Genomic DNA, 21,231 nt, shown 5'->3' with positions numbered 1-21,231 from the left:
ACAAAGGATACAAAATGCAAAAAATAGATATGTGGCTTTTGAGTAGGGCATTGGCAAGTGTGCTAGTGGGGGCTGTGGTGCTAAGTAGCTGCTCTGACATAAAGTATGTAAATACCGCAGAATCCAAATCTTATACTTCGCTTGGCATTGATTATCACGATTTGGAAGAGGCAGCGAGCAAAAATGTCGCTAGCTTGCTAGAGAGTGGATATGTCAAAAATCTAGCAGGGCTAGATAAACCCAAAATCCTAGCCATCTCTGATGTGATAAATGACACTATGCAGCATTTTTCCACAGAGGAACTTACGCGCAAAATCACTCGTGATATGCGAAATAGCGGGAAATTTATCCTTACTATGGCGTTTGCAGGGAGTGGGGGGAGCGAGGATAAAATGATACAATCAGTGAGGGATTCTCGCAAGAATGAGGAAGTAAATCAATATGCACTGCCCGAAAAGGGAGAGATTTTGCCACCAGAGCTATCGCTATCGGGCAAGATTATCCAGCGCAATGTCAAGGTAAAATCCAAACAAAGAGTGGATTATTTTTTCTTACTTACGCTTACAGACATAAAAAGCGGGCTTGTCGTGTGGGATAATGAAGTAAATATCATCAAAGTAGGTTCAAACAAATCTAGCGCGTGGTAAATCTTTGGTAAGTCTTGTTGTAAATCTTGTGGTAGGTGGGGGGGGGGGGGGGAATTAGATTTTGCTTTTTGCGTGTTTTAGATTTTGCACTTGATTTTTTGGCGCGAAAATCTATTTTGTTTTTGTGTGTTTGTGTGCATTTATGTCCTGCGCTCTTATGCACATTGTGAGACTAAATCATCTGTATATTTGCATACACTTTGCGCTTCAAATCCACTCAAATTAGCTTGCAAAAGGCTAGCAAGTGTGATAAGACTTATTTCAAAATCTACCTCTAGTTTTTAAGTAGATACAAAAATCCCTCTTACAAAAAACTACAAAATCCACTTCGCGCAAGAATTCAATCAATTATGAGATTGACATTTTAAGAATATTACAAAGATTATTTAGCTTGTATCGACTTAGCTTATCATCGGCTCAAAAAGCTCTAGAAATTCTTTGATTTGCTCTAGTGCTTTGCGTCTATGAGAGAGGGTGTTTTTGACTTCGGGGGCGACTTCTGCTAGTGTGGTATCAAAGCCTTTGGGGACAAACACACTATCATAGCCAAAGCCGTTTTTGCCTCTCTCTTGTGCGATTACTTTTCCCTCGCACTCTCCCACAGCACAAAACTCCACTCTTTCTCCGTGCGCTCCCTCTCCCACTAGCGCGACACAAGCGACAAATCTCGCGCTAGATTCTGCTAGTTTGTGTTTTTTTAGCTCGTTTATGAGTTTGTAGCGATTTTCTTCATCGCTTGCATTTTTTTTGTTGTTTGGGCTTGCATATCGTGCGCTTAGGACACCGGGCTTACCCTCAAGCGCATCTACACAGATTCCGCTATCATCAGCGATGATGAATGTATTTTTTTTCTCTTGTGGCAGGGTGTTATAAATCGTCTTTGCTTTGATGAGCGCATTTTGCTTAAAAGAGTTGCCATTTTCGTTCGGCTCTAGTGTGATATGGGCTTGCCTTTGGCTCATTACCTCGCCAAAATTGCTTAACATAGTGCCTAGCTCACGGATTTTCCCTTCATTGTTGCTTGCGATGATAAACTTAAACATTACTTTGCTCCCATTTGTCTTTTGCATTTTTCTAATGCACTTTTTTAGCTTTTCAAACTTTTCCTAACACTTTTTTCACTTTTGTTTGTGCTCTCGCTTTACTCTGAATTGTGTTTACCTACTTTTATCGCTATTTTGATTTTGTGTTTTAGCGATAAATGTTTGGCGAATTTTGCTACAATTAGCGCGTTTTTGTGGCGTATGCGCCACTTGATTTTCTCCTTATAAGGACATCAAATGCTAAAAGCGATTTTGCCCCTAAGCCTTGTTGTGTGCTTGCGATTTTTTGGGCTTTTTATTGTGTTGCCCGTGATTGCACTATATGTAGGGGAGTTTGGCGATACTTCGCCTTTGCTACTTGGGCTAGCAGTCGGCGGCGCTTACCTTACGCAAATTCTGTTCCAAACTCCTTTTGGAATCTTAAGCGATAAAATCGATAGAAAAAAAGTCGTTATGGCAGGGCTTTTTATATTTCTAGTGGGTAGCGTGATATGCGCTCTAGCTCATAGCATAGAGATGCTTATCATCGGGCGACTTGTGCAAGGGGCAGGTGCGATAGGCGGCGTGGTAAGTGCGCAGATTACGGATTTGACGCGTGAAGAGAAGCGCACACAGGCTATGGCGATAATGGGCGGGGGAATCTTTGCTAGCTTTATTTTGGCTATGCTTTTAGGACCGCTTATCGGCGGGCATTTTGGCTGTGAGTGGCTATTTGCTATCACGGCGTTGCTTAGCCTTGTGTCTATGCTACTTTTGGGATTTTGCGTGCCAGAGACACCCAAAATCCACTACTCCTATGAGGAAGCACCAAGCAAGCGGATTCTCACAAACAAAAATCTAGCTATTATGAATCTTAGCTCGTTTTTAGAAAAGGCGTTTATGACGCTGATTTTTGTGGTGATACCGCTTGTGTTTGTCGAAGAGCTAGCTCCTATCGTAGAGATGGGCAAAGAGGATTTGTGGAAAGTGTATACGCCAGCTGCGATTTTAGCCATACTAGCTCTCGCACCTGCTAGCATACTCGCAGAAAAATACGGCAAAGCAAAGCTAGTGATGGGCTATGGTATCGCGCTATTTATGGTGGCATATCTTGCCATAGCTTATGGGGCGCATAGCAATATGCTTTGGCTGTTTGTCGGTGGAATCGTGCTGTTTTTTTTGGGATTTGCCACACTAGAGCCGATAATGCAATCTCTCACGAGCAAATATGCCAAAGCACACAATCGTGGAGTGGCACTAGGGGTTTTCACTACATTTAACTACATAGGCTCATTTGCAGGCGGAATGCTAGGGGGGATTCTCTACCATACGCTTGGAATCATCGAGCTAGGTGTCAGCATAGCTGTGGTGTGCGCTGCGTGGCTACTCACACTCCTTGCCCTAGATAATCCCGCAAAGCAAAAAAATATCTACTTGCCATTAAGCAAATACCCTACACAAAGTCTAGCTCGATTGTCCCAGCAAGCAGGGATAATCGAGTGCTATGCTAACAAAAGCGAGGGGACAATCATTGTGAAATATGACACGCAAGTGCTAGATGAAGCCCAAGCACAAGGGCTTGCCGATAGTATTTTATACTCGCAATCCATAAAGCAAAATCCATAAAATCTAAAATACGATATAATGCCAAAATCTTTTTTGCAAAATCTAGTTTTAGGAAAAAATATAAGGAGCGTAAAATGACTATCATACTAGAGAATGTAGATGCTGAAACTTTGCGAGTGATAGAAAGCCTAAAGGGGCTAAATAAGGATTTAGTCATCACCCAAGAGGTAGATGAATGCCCGATATGCAAAGCACACGACTATACACTAAAGCCTGAAGTAGAAAGAGAGATTTTAGAATCTATCGCAGAGATGGAGCGAGAGCTACAAAAAGGCACACTAAAGACATATAGCGATATAAATGAATTGCGAAAGGCACTAGAGTCGTGAAGTTTGAACTCATATATGCAAAGGCATTCAAAAAGAGTTTCAAAAGACTTAGCCATACAGATAGGGAAAGTGTAAGTGAGATTTTAACAAGGCTTGCCAATGATGAAGTGCTAGAAGCAAAATATAATGACCACGCATTGAGTGGAAATCTAAAGGGGGTGTAGAGATTGTCATATAAAACCAGATTTGGTGCTTATATATGCTAAAAAGTTTTTAGAACTTATAGCTTTAAATGTCGGCTCACATAGTGAGCTATTTTAGCCACTGCCTAAAGTAAAAACTAGGATACAAACTATGCAAACACACGATAATGCTAAAGAATCGCACTCTACAAAATCCAAATCCACCACAAAAACAGACACAAAATCCGCTCAAAAAACTGCCACAAACACTACCTCAAAAAAAACCACCCTGCCAACCATAAGCAAAAAAATCCTAAACATAGTAGGGCGGACAAATGCAAAATACGGGCTTATAAAGGAGGGCGATAGGATTTTGCTAGGACTTAGTGGAGGCAAGGATTCTACGCTTTTGGCTACGATACTAGCATATATGCAAAAGCACGCGCCTTTTAAGTTTGAGTTCAAGGCTATTACTATTGATTATGGGCGTGGTGGCGAGTATGAGTGCATAGCGGAGTATTGTGAGGCAAATGAGATTCCTTATGAGCTTATCCGCACGGATATTTATAAGATTTTAGAAGAGCACAAAAGAGAGGGGACGATTTATTGTAGTTTTTGCTCTCGTATGCGTAGGGGTAGCCTATATACACAAGCGTTGCAAGGAGGGTTTAACAAAATCGCGCTAGGACATCACCTAGATGACGCAGCAGAGAGCTTTTTGATGAATCTCACTTATAATGGTGCTTTGCGCTCGATGCCGCCGATATACAAAGCGCAAAATGGGCTTTTTGTGATTCGCCCGATGATTTTTGTGCGAGAGAGGCAGATACGCGATTTCATCGCTAGCAATCAAATCTATATCGCTCCAGATTGTAATTGTCCGATAAATTGGCTACCAGAGGATAAGCGACCAAAAGCACGCGCAAATACCAAAGAGCTACTCTCTACTTTGGAGGGCGCAAATCCATTGCTTTTTAAATCCCTCCAAAATGCGTTTAAAAATCTGCACGCAAATAGTTTCTGTGATGAAAATTATCTTGACAAACAAGACTTGATATAGATTTGACAAGGGGAGGAAAATCTGCAAGCGATGAATGGGGTAGCTACAAGGGAGAAGTAAAAAAAATGTAAAAAATTCATAAGAAGTGTAAAAGAATAATCAAAGAAAGGCAAGGACTCACCACGCGATTTTTTACAAGGAGTTTGAAAAACATTTCTGTCGGGTTTGTGTTGGTTTAGCACCAAAGCAACATTTTAAGGTAAGTTGCCAACCTTGTGATGAGCCTTGAAGCGTGATTGTAAAAAACAAAAGTATATTATTTGTAAATGAAATATATATTTTTGGTAAAAATAAAATAGAAATTGTGAATAAAGTGTGAATTTTGTCTTGGAGTATTTTTGAATCGTTGTGAATATTTCTAGGAAGTATTTTTAAAAGTTACTTTAAAAGTGCGTTTTAAGGAGATTTTGTAGAATCGCTAGAATCTGTGCTTGTAGATTTTGTGTTTTTGGCAGAATTGTGGCGAGAAAAAATATTTATACATTCCACAAGAAGCGAAAATGCCATAGCAAAATACACATATCCCTTTGGGATTTCATAGTGCAAGCCATCTGCGATAAGCACCACTCCTATGATAAGCAAAAATCCTAGTGCTAAAATTTTTAGGCTAGGATATGCCTCTATTACGCGACAAATCCACTCACTTGCAAACATCATCACACCCACAGCTACCAAAATCGCGCATATCATTACTTCTAAATGCTGTGCCATACCCACTGCAGCAAACACAGAATCTAGCGAAAAAATAATGTCTAAAAATCCAATTTGAGCGATGATAAGCCAAAAGCTAGGCTTTTTGGGTAGATTTGATTGCGCTAGATTTTGCCCAAAGGCTAGCTCGTGGATTTCTTTGGTGCTTTTGTATAACAAAAAGACACCACCCAAAATAAGGATAATATCCCTCCCTGAAATCCCTAGCCCAAATGCGTAAAAAAGAGGTTTTGTAAGTTTGGTAAGCCAAAAAAGAAAGCCAAGCAGGGCGATACGAGTAAGCCCTGCAAAGCTAAGCCCTAAAATCCTTGCTTTTTTTTGCTCTGCCTTTGGCAAGCGAGAAACCAAAATAGCTAAAAAGATTAGATTATCCACGCCTAACGCGATTTCTAATAACACTAGGCTAATGAGTGCGAACCACGATTGTGGCGAGGCGATAATATCTAGCATTATTCATTCTTTTGGCATTATCTTTGACATTGCAAGTCTAAATTTGGATTTTGTAGCAAAAAGCCCACATAAAGCATTTTTTAATCTCTGCAAAAAGCCTTGCAAATAGCATTTTATCCCTACAAAGCCTTGCAAGCGCGAAATCAACCATTTATAGCCAGCCTTTTTTCTTAAAGATGACGATAGGAATCGCAGTGGATACAACCATTGCAATTAGCACCACAGGATAGGCATAAGGTAAATCAAGCTCGGGCATATTGGTAAAATTCATACCATAAATCGTGCCAATAAGCGTGGGTGGCATCATCGCCATTGTCGCTACGGTAAAAAGTTTGATGATTTTGTTTTGCTCGATATTGATTTGGCTAGTGAAAATGCTTTGTGTGTTGTCAAGCATACTAAGATTGACATTGGTAAATTCTACGAGAGAGTTTAAGTCTTTTAGCACGATAGTCAGCTCTTTTTTTATGTCTTGCTCGACTTTACCACTTCGCAATAAAGCCATAATAGCGCGCCGCTTATCAAATAGAGAATCCCTCACGCTTAAATTTAGCTCTTGGAGGCTTGATAGGCGAGATAGCCTAGCGATATGGTCGTGCTCGCTTGAAGTCTCTTCTAGCGCGGCTTTACGCAAAATTTTGGTAAGCTTTGCCGCACCCTCTAGCATATCAGCATCTTGCTCGACACGCACTTCAAAGATTCTGCTTACGATGTCAAATCCATCTTCAAATTTTCGTGGGCTAATTAGCACACTTTGATGAATCTCATTAAACACCTTAAAATCCTCATAGCGAATGGTAAATAAGATTCCCTTTAGCAAAAGAAAGGTTACGGTTTCGTTGTGTAGCTCTAGCTCGGCATCGCGTGTGAGGAAGTATGTATTTATCGTTATAGTGTCGGCATCCTCGGCATATCGCGCACTTTCCTCAATCTCTTCGCGCTCCTCTTTGGTAGGAATGTCTAGAGCGTAAGTTTTTGCAATATAGGAGACTTCCGCAGCAGATGGGTGAAGCAAATCTATCCACAATATCGCACCCTCTGGGAGTGTGAAATTGTCTTGGATTTTTTTTTGCACGACCATTGAGCCTTGCTTAAAAAACACATTCATCATAGGAAGCCTCCTTGTATTTTTTATGATTTTGAAATGATTTGAAGCTAATGTATTTTAGCAAAATCTAGCCAAAATCTAGCCAAAAATCTAAGCACTGATTCCGCGCCAAAAAGTGCCATTTGCCAAATCAGCAAATATTGCAAATATTGCAAAAATCTAAAAAGGCAAAATCTAAAAAAAATATTGCTAAAAAATCTTAAAGTTTGGCTTTTGGGCTAAAATATACAAGCAAAATCTAAAGTAGATTATTTTTTGTCTAGCACTTCAAATGCGGGCAAAATCTTACCCTCTAGCAACTCTAGGCTTGCTCCACCACCTGTGGATATGAAGCTCATATTATCGCGCTCCCCTGCTTTTTCTACCGCGTCTGCTGTGTCGCCACCACCGATTAGTGAAAAGGCATAAGTATCTGCGATAGCGTGGGCTAGGTTGAATGTTCCGCGCGAGAATTGTGAAATCTCATAAATTCCAAGTGGTCCATTCCATATTATTGTTTGGCTTGCTTGTATGACTTCGTTAAATAGCCTCGTGCTAGCAGGTCCCATATCTACTGCTTTGTAGCCTTGAGGGACATCTTGGGCGGGAGTGATTTTGATATTTTGGTGTTCTTTTATGTCATCAGTGCTTACCACATCGACAGGCAAATAGATTTTGACATTTTTTTCTTTTGCTTTTTGCAGGATTTTTTTTGCTTCATCTATCAAGTCGTTTTCTACCATAGAGTCTGCCATATCATAGCCCAAAGAAGCAAGAAATGTATTGCTCATAGCACCGCCTATGATGATTTTATCCACCACAGAAAGGATATTTTCTAGCAGGGCGAGTTTTGAGCTCACTTTGCTACCCCCTACGATTAGAAGCACGGGTTTTAGCGGATTTGCTAGGGCTTTGGCAAAAGAATCTATTTCTTTTTTTAGCAAAAGTCCTGCTACTTTTTCTTTGACAAATTTGCTTACGCCATAAGTGCTCGAGTGCGCTCTGTGGCTTGTCCCAAATGCGTCATTGACAAACACATCGCAATGGTTTGCTAGATTTTTGCTTAGCTCATCGCTGTTTTTTTCTTCTCCCTCATAAAATCTAATATTTTCTAGCAAAATGATACTTCCCTCTTCTGCTTCACTCTGCAAAGAGCCAAGTGAATCAATAGAATCAGCAAAAAGCACATTTCTATCAAGCAATCTCTCCAGTCGCTTTAAAATATGCTTTAGTGAGAATTCTGCTTGCTTGCCTTTGGGGCGTCCTAGATGACTTACAAGCACTATGCACTTTGGCTCATTATCTACGCAATAATTGATAGTGGGCAGTGCTTCTCGTATGCGCGTATCATCGCTAATGTCAAATTCTTCGTCCATTGGAACATTAAAATCAACACGAATCAAAATCCGCTTATTTTTTAGCTCAATATCTTTAACCGTCTTTACTTTTTGCATAAAGGAAATGCCCGCGACTTGCTCCATTTGCGCTCCTTTTGTTTGGTTTATTTATAGTAAATAATCGGGCGAAATGATACCATAAAACTATTAAGCTAAAATCCCTTAAGGCTTTTTTGGCAATTAAATGCTATAATGCTTTTTGGCTATAAAATGCTTGGCACAACGCCATAAGATAATGACATAAATTTAAGGAGAAAACAATGATAAAGATTCTAAATAGCTCACAAAAAGGCTTTGAAAACGAGTTTGAAAAAATCCTTTTGCGTGGAAGCGAGGATATAAGCGAAGTAATACCAAAAGTAGAATCTATCTTGCGCGAAGTGCGTGAAAATGGACTTAGTGCGCTACTATCTCAAGTAGAGAGATTTGATAGGTGGAGTCCCAAAAGTTTGGAGGATTTAAGCATTTCTCCTAGTGAGTGTAAGGAGGCTTATGACGCGCTAGATAAAGACACAAAAGAGGCTTTGCACATAGCTTATGATAGAATCTATGCTTTTCACTCAAAAGAAAAACGCCAATCGTGGCTTGACTTTGAATCAAATGGTAGCGTGCTAGGTGCGAAATATACGCCTGTGGAGAGGGCAGGGCTATATATACCGGGGGGCAAGGCAAGCTATCCTAGCTCACTGCTTATGAATGCTATCCCTGCAATCGTAGCGGGCGTAGAATCAATATTTGTATGCACACCTACGCCAGATATGCAGACAAACGCGCTTTTGCTAGCGGCACTGCATATCTGTGGCATAAAAGAAATTTATAAAGTCGGTGGGGCAAGCGCAGTGGGACTAATGGCATTTGGAGTGTCAAAAAGCCAAGCAAATCCGCACATAAAAAAAGCAGATGTCATCACAGGACCGGGCAATATTTATGTAGCTAGTGCAAAAAAACTTGTCTTTGGCGAAGTGGGGATTGATATGATAGCTGGACCTAGTGAGATTGCTATCATCGCTGATAGTAGTGCAAATGCGACATATCTAGCGCACGATTTGCTATCTCAAGCAGAGCACGATGAGATGGCAAGCTCATTTTTGTTTGTAGATGATGAAAATCTAGCCAAAATCGTAGCCGAGAAAGTAGAAGCGATTTTGGATACTTTGCCTAAAAAGCACATAGCAAAATCAAGTATTGACAACAGAGGCGCGATTATTATCTGCAAAGACATAGCCCAATGCACTCATTATTGCAATGCGCTTGCGCCAGAGCATTTGGAGCTAATGGTGGCAAGTCCTTTTGAGCTATTGCCTAGTGTGAAAAATGCAGGCGCGATATTTCTAGGCACACACACGCCAGAACCCATAGGCGACTATCTCGCAGGACCAAATCACACGCTTCCCACAGGCGGAAGTGCGAGGTTTTTCTCGCCTTTGGGGGTGGAGCATTTTATGAAAAAAAGCTCTGTGATTTATTTTTCCAAAGACGCTATAAGCACTCTTGGCAAGCCTTGTGCGCATTTGGCACATTTGGAGGATTTAGACGCTCACGCACAAGCCGTGCTAGCTAGAATGCAAATAACCAAAATCTAAATTAGAATTTGACTATTTGCCAAACTCCCCAAAGCTATATCCCACTTCAAGCATAGTGATGAGATTGTGCGTGTGGGGATAGCCCAAGCGGTAAGTTGCAGAATCGGTGCTAAATTTCTTTACCCACACTTCTTTGGAATCATCTAAAAAGCGATAAATGCAGCTAAACTTTGCATAAAAACTATTATAGGTTATTGCAAGGCTAGCCTTTGCTTCGTGGCTATTGTGTCCTATTGTAGATTCGCTTCTGCGTGAGATTGCAAGACTATTTGGATTTTTGCGCTCAATAAATCGATATGAGCCATACACGACATAGCCGTAGTTTAGGGAGTATTCTAGGCTAAATTTGTCTATTGTCTTTATGCTACTTAGTCCAGCACCAAGTGTAAAAAACAGCGTATCAGGTATATTGTTTCTTAAGCCATAGTTATCGAAGTGAAATGAAGTGGAAAAATGCAAAATAAATGGATTTTGTATCTCATTTTTTAGAAAATCGCCAAGATTTACCCCCGAATACAGCCCAAATCCCAAAAAGCCACCAAATGAGTTTTTGGGAGCAGAATCAAAAAAATCACTTGATATTTTTTGCTCTCCTAGCCCTCCGCTTATATCCGCTCCTATACTAAATCTTTCTTTCCAATACAGAGAGGACACGCTAAGATGTCCGCCAAAATGATTGATTTTTGGGTGTTTATAATGCGCGTAATATGTGCCTACTCCCATTTTTGATGTGCTACACCAAAATCCTTTTGCACCCTCTGCGCAGATATATTTCGCAGATAAAAGCGATAGTGGTAGTCCACAAATAATGGGCATAAAAAGTGATTTTTTAAGTGCTATATTCATTTTTGCGCACCTTGTTTATGTGATTTGATTTTTGCATTTTTGTTTAATATGATTTTGTAAAAACAAAGCAACATTAACTAAAATTAAGAGAATTTTATAAAGAACTTAAAGAAAAAGATTTTATCAATTCTTTTTGGGGTGGCAAGCAAATTATAAGTGAATAAAAAATAATTTGTCAATTAAAATATATTTTAATCTTTGTAAAAAATACAAATATGTTACTATTTTATACAAAAATGTGTAAAAATAATTAAAAATACGCAATATCATAAAAAATATGAAATGATTATATTTTTTATGATTCTGTGATTTTGGTAGGTTTTTGGTAATTTTTTGGTGGAAAATTTTTAGAATCAAAAAAAAGTTAAAAGAGAAAGTTAAAAAAGTCAAAACAAGCTAGATTTTACAAAATCTAAAAATCCTAACTATCTAATGCTTCTCGCACTTCGCGTGCAAATGTAACGATATGGCTTACGCATTGTTCTTTGTGTTGTTCGCAGATTTTCATTATTGCGCTACCGATGATTACGCCATCTGCATACTTGGCTACTTCTTTTGCTTGGGTGGCATTTGAGATTCCAAACCCCACAGCTACAGGCACGCTAGAGGATTTGCGTATCTCGCCAACCATAGATTCTAGCCCTTTGTCAAACTCACTTCGCATACCTGTAACGCCTAGCGAGCTTACACAATAAATAAACCCGCTTGCTTCTTTTGCTATCATATCCACTCGGCTTTTGGAGCTAGGCGCGATGAGTGATATAAAATCCACTCCATACTTTTGACACACCTTTGCAAAAACGCTCTTTTCCTCATAGGGCACATCAGCCAAAATCAGCCCGCCCACGCCCAAAGACGCCATTTGCGTGATAAACCTATCTACGCCATAAGCACACACGATATTTGCATAAGTCATAAAGGCGAGTCGTGCGTGGATTTTGTCTCGCACTTTTTTGACTAGAGCAAACACTTCTTCACAATGCACGCCGTTTTGCAATGCTTGCGCGCTTGCTTTTTGGATAGTTTCTCCCTCTGCCACAGGGTCAGAAAAAGCAATCCCTATTTCAATAATATCTGCTCCGTTTTGCTCTAGCGCGTAGATGATTTGCTCGCTTAAATCTAGGCTAGGATACCCGCAAGTGATAAATGGTATAAAGGCTTTTTTACCTTTTTTGTCAAACGCTTCGCAAAGCGCGTATTTGGAATCTAGCTTATTTCCCTTAGTCATAGATTTTCTCTCCTCTATATCTTGCTAGTGCGGCGCAGTCTTTGTCCCCTCTACCTGATAGGTTTACTACGATTATTTTGTCTTTTGACATTTTGGGGGCTATTTTTAGGGCGTGTGCTAGGGCGTGTGCGCTCTCTATGGCGGGGATTATCCCCTCCATTTTTGAGAGGTATTCAAACGCTTCTACCGCTTCATCATCGCCGATAGGCACAAAATCCACTCTCCCACTATCGTGTAAGTAAGCGTGCTCTGGTCCTATGCCCGGGTAGTCAAGTCCCGCGCTTATGCTATACACAGGTGCGATTTGCCCAAAATCATCTTGGCAGAAATACGATTTCATTCCGTGAAAAATGCCTACTTTGCCCGTGCTGATAGTTGCAGCGGTTTCTGGTGTGTCTATGCCTTTACCTGCGGCTTCTATGCCGATAAGATTGACATCTAAGTCCTCCAAAAAGTGATAAAACGCGCCAATAGCATTGCTCCCACCACCCACACAAGCTAACACAATATCGGGCAATCTACCCTCTTTTTGGAGTATTTGGGATTTTATCTCACGCGAAATCACACTCTGAAAATCCCGCACAATCGTTGGAAAAGGGTGCGGTCCCATAACAGAACCTAGCACATAGTGTGTGTCATCTATGCGTGAGGTCCACTCCCTCATCGTTTCGCTTACTGCGTCTTTTAGTGTGGAAGTCCCGCTTGTAACGACATTTACTTTCGCACCCAAAAGTCGCATACGATAGACATTTAGTGTTTGTCTTTTGGCGTCTTCTTCGCCCATAAATATTTCGCACTCCATTTTCATTAGTGCAGCACCTGTGGCGGTGGCTACTCCGTGCTGTCCTGCTCCCGTTTCAGCGATTATACGAGATTTGCCCATTTTTTGCGCAAGCAAAATCTGCCCTAGCACATTGTTGATTTTGTGCGAGCCTGTGTGGTTTAAGTCCTCTCTTTTTAGGTAGATTTTTGCCCCACCCAAGTCGTTGCTCATAGCTTGTGCAAAATACAGCAATGAAGGGCGTCCTACATATTCTTTTAGCATTCTATTTAGTGTAGTGCTAAACTCCTTGTCGTTTTTGTATGTTTCATAGGCAGATTCTAGCTCCAATACTGCATTCATAAGTGTTTCTGGGATAAATCGCCCTCCATATTCGCCAAAGTATCCATTTATGGCTTTCATTGTGGCACACTCCTTTGTTTTGTAGGGATATTGTTGTAGATTTTGGTTGTTTTGTGCATTTATTTGTGTGTAGTTTTTTTTGTGGTTTTATTTTTTGCGAGCTTTTTTTACACTCGCTTTGCAGGCTTTTAGAAACGCTCCACGCACAGCTTTTGATTCTAGCACTGCTAGTCCTTGCGCTGTCGTGCCTGCTGGTGTGGTAACCGACTCGATAATCTCTTGGGGCAATGCACTATCTAAAAGAAAAGCAAATCCCTTAAAAGTCTCTCGCACAAGTGCTAGAGAATCAGGGCGAGATAGCCCCTCTTGCACGCCCGCATCTATGAGGCTTTGCGCTACAAGCGCGATAAAAGCGGGAGAAGAGCCACTTGTAGCAATCGCGCTATCAATTAGACTTTCATTATTTACAAACACTGCATTGCCAAAACTTTGGATTATTTCTTTTGCCTCTTGTTTGAAGTCGCAATTATCACTAGATAAAAACACTGCTGTGGCGGAGTGGCAATATTTCGCCCCCACATTTGGCATAAGTTTGACAAAGTATTGCGACTTGATGAAAGAGCACAATGTAGCGATATTTACCCCTGCAAGTGTGCTATATGCGCCCTTTGCAACACCCTCATAGCTAAAGCTAGAAAGTCCATAGGGCTTTATGCAAAGCAGGGCGATTTTATCTTGCAAGTTGATTGTTTGGGTGGCAGAGTCTTTTTGGGAATCTTTTGATAGCATTAAATCTATTGCCTTAGCGTTTTTAAGTGCGTTTTCTTTCACAAAATCTTGTGCTTTTTTAAAATCCCTGCCACAGATTTCAAGCGTGTATTTGCCTTGTTTATCTAGTGCGCTTGCAATAGCACTAGCCATATTTCCATAGCCTATGATAATGATAGTTTGGGGAGTTTTTGGCATTATTTTTTCCTCATTTTTTTTGTGGGATTTTTTCGGGGTGTTTTTTTTATTTGGATTTTACTTCATTTTTAGGATTTTGCTCTAGTGCGGCATACAAATCCTCAAAACTCTCATCAAAGAAAAATACATTTTTTGCACCCATTTCTACAATCTCGCTTCCTATCATTGCCACAGTGTAGCCCGAGTAGCAGTGAAGCAGAAACTTTATATTTGGATTAGATAAAATCTCGCGTGATAGGCTTTCAAAATCACTGATATTTTTTGCACCTTTTATGTGCTTTTGCTTGTAGTCTTGTGGCTGGCGAATGTCTATGATTTGGGCTTGTGTGGTAGGGCAATCTAACGAGCTGTTTTTGTTAAAATTTTGATTAGGATTTGGGCTAGAATCCTCATAAAACTTTTGGATTTTGGCTAAATCACTTGATAAATCTCCACTTAAATCATCGCTAAAAACAGCCATAGCTAGCGAAAAATGCGCTGGTATTTTTCTCATATATGTTTGCCTTTGTGCTGCTTATCACACGCCCCTTAGCTGTTCTAGTCGTTCGCGCTTTGTGCCAATATCTGTGATTTGTATGCCGAAGTTTCCATCGACTATGACTACTTCGCCTTTGGCTATGACTTTGTTGTCGATAAGCACTTCTAGCGGGTCATTTGCAAGCTGATTTAGCTCTACGACACTGCCTATATCCATAGAGATGACATCTTTTAGTAGCATTTTCTTTTGCCCTATGCGGACTTTGACGGTTAGGTTTACATCAAGTAGCATACCGATATTGCGGATTTCTTCTGGGCTTAGGGCAGGGTGAGCCCCTCCTGCGCTAGCTGCAGGGCTAGCACTCCCTCCCTCAAAGTAAGGCACTAGCTCTTTTGAGATAAGCCCCACATAGCTAGAGTTTGCTCTATTTAGCGAGAAAGATAGCTCATAGGCGTTGCTAAAATCCGCTAGCTTTGAAGCGTCATCTATCACTTCAATTCCTACTATTTCAAAATCTAGATTTGGCAAATCGCCTTGAGATTTTAGTGAAGTAGCTATCGCGCCAAAGACATTAGAATTTATCTCTTTTGTGGCGTCCAAATCATCGTTTGTAGCCTCGCTTTGGCTATTCCCCTCGCCACCTAGCATCAAATCACTTAGTGCTGTTACAAGCTCAATAGGCGTTATAATCCCTGCTTTTGCGCTCACATCGCCACTGACATTTATCGTGGTAAATGCACAAGGAAATGTGCTTACAATATCATTGACACTGCCACCTCTTTTGAATTCTACGCTTGGTGCATTGCCTGTCAAGCCCTCAATCGTAGAAATAGTCTCTTGTATGAGTAGCTTAAAAAATGGGCTATCCATTTATGCTTCCTCCTTTTTGGCTTTTTTGATTTTGGCTTTTTGGGTGGTGCTATGCTTGTGATTATGCGTGCGGTTATGGCTTTTTGATTTTATCAAAATCTTTTTTGGATTCATTTTGGTTTTCCTTTTTTAATCCTCTTCTTCTTCCTCATTTTCGGCATCTTCGATTTTGTTTTTGCGCTGTGTTTCAAGCATTTCAAGAAGCTCTTTGACTTTGTCTTTTTCGGTTAGGATTTCTTCTTGGATTTTGATAGATTTGCGGAATCTTTGCAAGCCAATATTTGCGCGATATTTTTCACGCCCATCAATGCTTACGATGACATCATCGCTCGCAGGTTCGTTTAGTCGTATCACATCGCCTACTTGCAAGTCTAGCACTTCTTTTAGCGTGAGATTTGTCCCACCGATAAATGCTTCTACGCCCACATCTGCACCACCGATTAGGGCTTGTAGCTCTTTGTTGCGTGATTTTTTGGAGTTTGTCTCGCCTAGATTTACATCTCGGCTACCAAGTCTAGGCAAAATTGATTCTAGTGAGATGACGGGATAACAAAAGTTTATCATACCGCTAGAATGCCCTATGATAAGCTCCATTACCACCATTATTACGATTTCGTTTTGCGCGACAATCTGCACGACATTTGGGCTTGATTCTTTTGCATCAATGCTTGGATACATATCTGTTATAGAGCTCCACGCTTCTTTTAGTGTCTGCATCACTTGTCGCAAAATCGTATCAAGCAGGTTTATCTCAATGTCGCTAAACTCGCGTGAATTGTCATAAGGGTCGCCCTTGCCTCCCAAAAGTCTATCAATCATAGGAAACACAATGCTAGGATTTATCTCTAGCACGCCCGTGCCATCAAGTGGCTTCATCGAGAAAACATTAAAACTCGTAGGGCTTGGCAAGCTCATCAAAAACTCGCCATAAGTCATCTGGTCTACGCTATGGAGCTGAATCTCCACGATAGAGCGCATAACCGCTGAAATCTGGCTAGAGAGTGCACGCGCCATTTTGTCGTGGATAGAGCGAAAAGCGCGAAGCTGCTCTTTGCTTACGCGGTTTGGTCGCTTGAAGTCATATAGCGTTACTTGTCGCTGCGGAAGTATGTCGCTACGACTAAGCGTATCATCATCTTTGCCATCATCGACTGCTTCTAGGAGGGCGTCTATCTCTTCTTGACTTAGTATATCAGCCATTTTGTTCTCCTAATGAAAATCGAATCTTTTTTATCACTTCTTTTGCAATTTGTGAAATCCTAGATTCTGTTATATGCAAAATATCTTTGATTTCACTTAGGCTTAGCTCCTCTAAAAAATAAAGCTGGATTATGAGCTGTTCTCGTTGTGGGAAAGTTTTTAGCACGGATTGGATTTTGGCTACGAGCTCTTCTTTTTCGAGTTTATCAATGATATTTGTAGGCTCCATAATGTTGTATTGTTCATCGATTGGCACAAGCACATAAATATCAGAAGCGATTTTTGCTTCTTTGATTTTGTCTACGCTTTCATTTAGCACTTTTGCAAGGTATTCATCACTTGGCTCTTCCTCGTGTTCGTTAAAATATTTGCTGACTTCTGCATCAATGGCTTTGATAAGCTTGCGCGAAGAACGCGAGACGACATCAAGCGCACGCAGATAGTCAAGCATAGCCCCATACACACGAGATTTTGCATAGCCCCAAAAAGAATCATTTAGATTTTCATCATATCGCCTTGCTAGCTTTAGTAGCTCCTCCGTGCCGATAGAGATAAGCTCACTCACTTCGAGATGCGCAGGTAGTCGCTCTTTTATGCGATATGCCATAGCTTTGACAGCGGGCAAGTAGGCTACGGCTAGCTCATCTTGGCTATTTTGGCTGGCGTTTTTGTAGGCTTGTGGTATCACGGGAATCCTTTTGCGCTTTTAGGCAGGATTTAGCTCAAGGGTGTTTGTGGCGTTGGCTGGGGCATTTTGTGCTGTTTGTGCAATAGTCTCTTGCTCCTCGCTTAGCTCAAAGCTAGCGATAAATCGCGCAATCGCTCTAGCTTCTTTCTCCGTATGGTCAAACTCGCCGTCAAAATAATCAAGCTGTTGCTCAATGTAGTCTTTATTTGTAAGCATAGAGCTAGGTTTGGGGTCTTGGATATAAGTATAAACTGCTGCCATAGTGAGAGAGATGAGATACATACATATCGTAACGATAATAAGAAGAAACAAAATAAGTTCAGGCTCATCAAATTTTACCAACCCTATCGTTAGTCCGATGAAAAATCCCGCGACAACAGAGAGATTGATAAAGTTTGAGAGACGCATTTTTGCCCTTTAATGGTATTTACTGGATTTTCTCACTTGTTTGGAAAAGATTTTATCGCAAGATTGCTAGAAACAAGCACTAGCATAAAAAACTACTCTAAAAACTCCTGCTTAGAATCTTATCTTTGGGATTATAGAAGTGCTTGAAGCACGCTCTTTGAAACCCTTAAGAAAACACTTAATAAAATCCTACAAATAGCCCAAAATCCGCTTAAAGAAACTCCCAACGGTTTCTGTTGGTTTTTCAAGCATATTATGTTCCATTTTATCGACAAGCCTTTTTGCGATTGTCTGCATAGCGGTAGAAAAAATATTATTTGGCTCAACTTTACACATTATTTTTCTGCGCAAAATCGCTTGCTTAAGGGCGTTATTTACGGTAAATCCACCCAAAAGCTGCAAGCGCAAACCCGGGATATTTTTTTGAGCGACTTTGTAAATCGTGTCAAACACTTGGGTAATCTGTGTTTGCGTGTTTGCCATATTTACAAGCATCATACATTCATTTGTGAATTTAGAATTTACCTTTAGCATAGCGTAGGCATCGGTTTTTGATGAGGGCTCTGGAGTTGTGATTACGATGATATAATCACTTGCGCGCAAAAATGCTTGTGTCATATTGCTTATCCCCGCACCTGTATCTACCACTACATAATCAAATAGATTCCAAATATCCGTATCCCCCGCAAAATCCTCAATCATATTTGTAGAAGAATATCGCAAAATCTCCTCCCCGCTATCCCCCGGTATGAGGTAAAGTCCGTTCTCTATTTCATAGATGACTTCTCTAAAATCCACTTCGCCTTTTAGTGCGTGCAAAATATTTTTTTCTGTCTTTACACCAAAGATTAAGTCCAAGTTCGCTAGCCCAATATCCGCGTCAAACACCCCCACGCGATAGCCCATTTTGTGTAGGCAATATGCAAGGTTTGCCGAGATATTTGACTTCCCCACACCTCCCTTGCCTGAAGTAACGGCGATAAACTTCGCCGTAGTTTTTCTAGGGGATTTCATCATAGATTCTAAGTTGTGTGCTTGATTCATTTTGTTTCCTTATCAGGGTAAAAAAACCCGCCCATCAAACAATCGGCGAGATAATTATTGTCTGCTACAATCACATCGCTTGGCACTTCCTGCCCTACGCATAGGTAGCTTATGGGCTTTTTTGTCTCATAGACGAGGGAAAATATATTGCCAAGCCCGCGTGCTTCATCAAGTTTGCTAAAGATAAGCGTATCTATCTCTAGCTCGCCAAACGAGGAGTAAGCGTCTTTTAAGTCCTCATACTTGGTGCTAGCTGATAGCACGAGCGTTACATCTATCTTATATTCGTCATTTTTGACAAACTTTTTAAGCGCGTTTATCTTTTGCTTATCGTATTGAGAATGCCCAGCAGTGTCGATAAGTATATAATCACAATACCTTATCGCTTCGATTTTGTTCAAAAAATCGCTTGGCTCGCTTACAGAGTCGATACTTAGCCGCATTTTGCGAGCATACCAAGCAAGCTGCTCCATAGCACCTATGCGGTAATCATCTAGCGTGATGATACCTACTTTCTTTTTTTGTGGCAAAATCTGTGAAAATCTAGCCGCTAGCTTTGCGATAGTGGTGGTTTTGCCAACTCCTGTGGGTCCTACAAACATCATTATTTTTTTGCCTACACCACTTTCTTTGCGGCAATATATCATTTTCCTCATCACTTCGCGGAAATATCGCTTGATAGTCGCACTTTGTGAGCGCATCTTCAGTGGCATAAATTCTAAACTTAAGCGCATAATCTCTTCGATATGGTCTTTATTCATACCGCTTGCTTTGGCTATGCGATAGATTTCGGCAAACTCTTTTGGCACTTCTATGCCCATACTTGGACGCTTCTCCTCCCAAAGCGTGTTTTGGATAAGTTTGATTTTGTCATTTAGGGATTTTAGCTCGCTATAAATGTCTTTAAACGCGCCAGATTCTAGGCTTGCTTGAGAGTTTGCTTGCTTTGATTCTATGGTGTCTAGCAGGGCTTGTCCAGCTTGCTGCTCGCCTTGCGTGCGTGCATTTTTGATTTTTTTTAGCGCACTTTTTAGGGCTTCTTTGTTGTCTTTTGATATGATTTTGGGGCTTATCTTTTTTGGTGCAATCTGCTTTTCATTGTTTAGATTTTGGCTGATATTTTGGATAGATTCTAGGGTGTTATACGCCCTTGCTTGTGCGTAGGCATTTGCCTTGCCAAAGTCATTTGCTTCATAATCGCCGCCAAAGTCAAATCCATACTCATCATCTGTGCTTTCCACATTTGCCAGATTTTGCTCTTCTAGTTGGCTATATGTTTGCGTGTCTTGCACTTCCTCCTCTTCCTCGCGTAGCTCGATTTGTGAGGTTTGGGGCAAGATGAGTTTTTCGCTTTTTTTACCACGCCTTTTGTTGGCTGTGTTTACAGGGCTTGGTGTGCCCATTACTTCGCGGATTTCTCGCACTGCGTCTGAAAGCTGTATGGTTACATCATCATCTAGCATTTTGCTTAGATTTTTTTGTCGTTTTTTCTCGGCAAACTCTCGCTCTTGTATTTCGCTAAGCCTGCGCTTTATGCTGTTTTTGGGCAGGGATTCTATGTTTTCTGTATCTTGGGCTTGCACATTTTGGAGAGAATCCATACCATTGCCTAAAGCCATTTCATCACTTACCCCCACCACGAGTTCGTATAGTCCTGCTTGGTTTAGCGATTTTTTGCGAACTTCTTTGGTTTGGATTATCATCGCGTCATCGCCTAGCGCGTCTCTAGCTTTTTTTAGTGCTTCTGCAGGAGTTTCTCCACTAAAAGTAAAAGTTTTCATTTTTGCCCCTTATTTTGCCTTAAATCTTTGGATTTTGTAATTTTGCAAGCGTATCTTTGCATTTTGCCTTGCTGATATAGTAAGCAAAGCATAGGTATCAGCACGCTTGCGCGGTTGTGATAGCTAGGGTGCGGAAGCGTGAGATATTTCGCCCTAAAGATACAATCGCTATAAAAAATAATATCAATATCAATCATTCTTGGTGCGTTTTTAAATTCCCTTTTGCGCACTCGTCCAAATTTTCGCTCGGCATAAAACACAAGCGCGTAGATTTGCAAAAGGCTAAGCGAGGTGCTAAGAGTTACAAGCGCATTATAAAAATGCGCTTGATTGGCGTAGCCAAAGGGGGGATTGCGATAAATCGGGCTTGTAGAAATGCCAAAAATCCTAGAATGTGAAGCAAAAAAGCAAAGCAAATGCCAAAATCTAGCCAAGATTTTATCTTGCGTGCCGATATTTGCACCTATGCCTAAAACGACAGATTTTGAAGCCTTTGAAGCTAGAGATTTTGAAGGCATTGAAACTAATATTTTTGAGGACAATGTTTTTGAAATGTGGCTTTTTG

At 40.8% G+C, this 21,231-nt stretch carries 23 protein-coding genes; 7 read left to right on the top strand and 16 right to left on the bottom strand.

Annotated features, from left to right (window positions below; translation table 11 throughout):
• Positions 1–14 precede the first annotated feature (14 nt).
• Entirely contained in the window at positions 15–647 is a 633-nt protein-coding gene (gene lpoB, locus HMPREF2086_RS05695; protein WP_023927814.1) for a penicillin-binding protein activator LpoB, read from the top strand.
• A gap of 401 nt (positions 648–1,048) precedes the next feature.
• Here lpoB and rdgB read toward each other — a convergent pair whose 3' ends face one another.
• Positions 1,049–1,717 carry an RdgB/HAM1 family non-canonical purine NTP pyrophosphatase gene (gene rdgB / locus HMPREF2086_RS05690; protein ID WP_084330314.1) on the bottom strand — a complete coding sequence of 223 codons (669 nt, stop codon included), beginning with the start codon at positions 1,715–1,717 and terminating at the stop codon, positions 1,049–1,051.
• Between the two features lie 210 nt (positions 1,718–1,927).
• On the opposite strand from rdgB, the gene HMPREF2086_RS05685 reads away from it, so the two are divergent.
• From HMPREF2086_RS05685 to HMPREF2086_RS05670, 5 genes are all read left to right on the top strand, one after another.
• Positions 1,928–3,295: an MFS transporter gene (locus HMPREF2086_RS05685; protein WP_023927812.1), complete on the top strand. Its 1,368-nt coding sequence runs from the start codon at positions 1,928–1,930 to the stop codon at positions 3,293–3,295.
• Positions 3,296–3,369: 74 nt separating this feature from the next.
• Complete coding sequence (locus HMPREF2086_RS05680) at positions 3,370–3,624, top strand: hypothetical protein (protein WP_023927811.1); 255 nt, start codon at positions 3,370–3,372, stop codon at positions 3,622–3,624.
• Positions 3,621–3,788, top strand: a complete 168-nt coding sequence (locus HMPREF2086_RS12470) for a type II toxin-antitoxin system RelE/ParE family toxin (RefSeq protein ID WP_023927810.1) — start codon at positions 3,621–3,623, stop codon at positions 3,786–3,788. Before HMPREF2086_RS05680 ends, HMPREF2086_RS12470 begins: the two co-directional genes overlap by 4 nt.
• 25 nt (positions 3,789–3,813) lie before the next feature.
• A complete protein-coding gene (locus HMPREF2086_RS12465) occupies positions 3,814–3,885 on the top strand; it encodes a hypothetical protein (RefSeq protein ID WP_325063602.1) in 72 nt (23 codons plus the stop codon).
• 33 nt (positions 3,886–3,918) lie between these two features.
• Positions 3,919–4,806, top strand: coding sequence for a tRNA 2-thiocytidine biosynthesis TtcA family protein (locus HMPREF2086_RS05670; protein WP_023927809.1), 888 nt, complete (start codon positions 3,919–3,921; stop codon positions 4,804–4,806).
• A gap of 396 nt (positions 4,807–5,202) precedes the next feature.
• Here HMPREF2086_RS05670 and HMPREF2086_RS05665 read toward each other — a convergent pair whose 3' ends face one another.
• The 3 genes from HMPREF2086_RS05665 to HMPREF2086_RS05655 form a co-directional block, all read right to left on the bottom strand.
• A complete protein-coding gene (locus tag HMPREF2086_RS05665; RefSeq protein WP_023927808.1) occupies positions 5,203–5,967 on the bottom strand; it encodes a TerC family protein in 765 nt (254 codons plus the stop codon).
• 151 nt (positions 5,968–6,118) lie between these two features.
• Complete coding sequence (gene corA / locus HMPREF2086_RS05660) at positions 6,119–7,078, bottom strand: magnesium/cobalt transporter CorA (protein WP_034560409.1); 960 nt, start codon at positions 7,076–7,078, stop codon at positions 6,119–6,121.
• 245 nt (positions 7,079–7,323) lie between these two features.
• Positions 7,324–8,535 carry a phosphoglycerate kinase gene (locus HMPREF2086_RS05655; protein WP_023927806.1) on the bottom strand — a complete coding sequence of 404 codons (1,212 nt, stop codon included), beginning with the start codon at positions 8,533–8,535 and terminating at the stop codon, positions 7,324–7,326.
• A gap of 176 nt (positions 8,536–8,711) precedes the next feature.
• Here HMPREF2086_RS05655 and hisD point away from each other — a divergent pair, with 176 nt between their 5' ends.
• On the top strand, positions 8,712–10,034 hold the full coding sequence (gene hisD / locus HMPREF2086_RS05650; RefSeq protein ID WP_023927805.1) for a histidinol dehydrogenase: 1,323 nt from the start codon (positions 8,712–8,714) through the stop codon (positions 10,032–10,034).
• Between the two features lie 12 nt (positions 10,035–10,046).
• Here the strand turns inward: hisD and HMPREF2086_RS05645 are convergent, their stop codons facing one another.
• The 12 genes from HMPREF2086_RS05645 to folK form a co-directional block, all read right to left on the bottom strand.
• The gene (locus HMPREF2086_RS05645) at positions 10,047–10,880 is read right to left on the bottom strand and encodes a hypothetical protein (RefSeq protein WP_023927804.1); all 834 of its coding nucleotides are present in this window, start codon (positions 10,878–10,880) and stop codon (positions 10,047–10,049) included.
• Positions 10,881–11,301: 421 nt separating this feature from the next.
• The gene (gene trpA / locus HMPREF2086_RS05640; RefSeq protein WP_023927803.1) at positions 11,302–12,108 is read right to left on the bottom strand and encodes a tryptophan synthase subunit alpha; all 807 of its coding nucleotides are present in this window, start codon (positions 12,106–12,108) and stop codon (positions 11,302–11,304) included.
• Positions 12,101–13,291 (bottom strand): tryptophan synthase subunit beta, encoded by a 1,191-nt coding sequence (gene trpB, locus HMPREF2086_RS05635; RefSeq protein ID WP_023927802.1) that lies wholly within the window; start codon positions 13,289–13,291, stop codon positions 12,101–12,103. The genes trpA and trpB overlap by 8 nt, the downstream gene beginning before the upstream one ends.
• An 87-nt stretch (positions 13,292–13,378) precedes the next feature.
• A complete protein-coding gene (locus HMPREF2086_RS05630; RefSeq protein WP_023927801.1) occupies positions 13,379–14,197 on the bottom strand; it encodes a pyrroline-5-carboxylate reductase in 819 nt (272 codons plus the stop codon).
• A gap of 46 nt (positions 14,198–14,243) precedes the next feature.
• Positions 14,244–14,690, bottom strand: a complete 447-nt coding sequence (locus HMPREF2086_RS05625) for a rhodanese-like domain-containing protein (RefSeq protein ID WP_023927800.1) — start codon at positions 14,688–14,690, stop codon at positions 14,244–14,246.
• Between the two features lie 24 nt (positions 14,691–14,714).
• Positions 14,715–15,545 (bottom strand): flagellar motor switch protein FliY, encoded by an 831-nt coding sequence (gene fliY / locus HMPREF2086_RS05620; protein WP_023927799.1) that lies wholly within the window; start codon positions 15,543–15,545, stop codon positions 14,715–14,717.
• Between the two features lie 129 nt (positions 15,546–15,674).
• On the bottom strand, positions 15,675–16,745 hold the full coding sequence (fliM, locus tag HMPREF2086_RS05615) for a flagellar motor switch protein FliM (protein ID WP_023927797.1): 1,071 nt from the start codon (positions 16,743–16,745) through the stop codon (positions 15,675–15,677).
• Positions 16,738–17,433, bottom strand: a complete 696-nt coding sequence (locus tag HMPREF2086_RS05610) for an RNA polymerase sigma factor FliA (RefSeq protein WP_023927796.1) — start codon at positions 17,431–17,433, stop codon at positions 16,738–16,740. Before HMPREF2086_RS05610 ends, fliM begins: the two co-directional genes overlap by 8 nt.
• Before the next feature lie 18 nt (positions 17,434–17,451).
• The gene (locus HMPREF2086_RS05605; RefSeq protein WP_023927795.1) at positions 17,452–17,841 is read right to left on the bottom strand and encodes a hypothetical protein; all 390 of its coding nucleotides are present in this window, start codon (positions 17,839–17,841) and stop codon (positions 17,452–17,454) included.
• A 189-nt stretch (positions 17,842–18,030) separates the two neighbouring features.
• A complete protein-coding gene (locus HMPREF2086_RS05600; RefSeq protein WP_023927794.1) occupies positions 18,031–18,885 on the bottom strand; it encodes a P-loop NTPase in 855 nt (284 codons plus the stop codon).
• On the bottom strand, positions 18,882–20,666 hold the full coding sequence (gene flhF, locus HMPREF2086_RS05595) for a flagellar biosynthesis GTPase FlhF (protein WP_023927793.1): 1,785 nt from the start codon (positions 20,664–20,666) through the stop codon (positions 18,882–18,884). Before flhF ends, HMPREF2086_RS05600 begins: the two co-directional genes overlap by 4 nt.
• Positions 20,663–21,184 (bottom strand): 2-amino-4-hydroxy-6-hydroxymethyldihydropteridine diphosphokinase, encoded by a 522-nt coding sequence (gene folK, locus HMPREF2086_RS10800; RefSeq protein ID WP_084330363.1) that lies wholly within the window; start codon positions 21,182–21,184, stop codon positions 20,663–20,665. The genes flhF and folK overlap by 4 nt, the downstream gene beginning before the upstream one ends.
• Between the last annotated feature and the right edge of the window lie 47 nt (positions 21,185–21,231).

Source organism: Helicobacter macacae MIT 99-5501, from assembly GCF_000507845.1.
Lineage (GTDB): Bacteria > Campylobacterota > Campylobacteria > Campylobacterales > Helicobacteraceae > Helicobacter_B > Helicobacter_B macacae.
The sequence above is the reverse complement of the archived record's forward strand: the minus strand, read 5'-3'. Positions and strand labels throughout refer to the sequence as shown.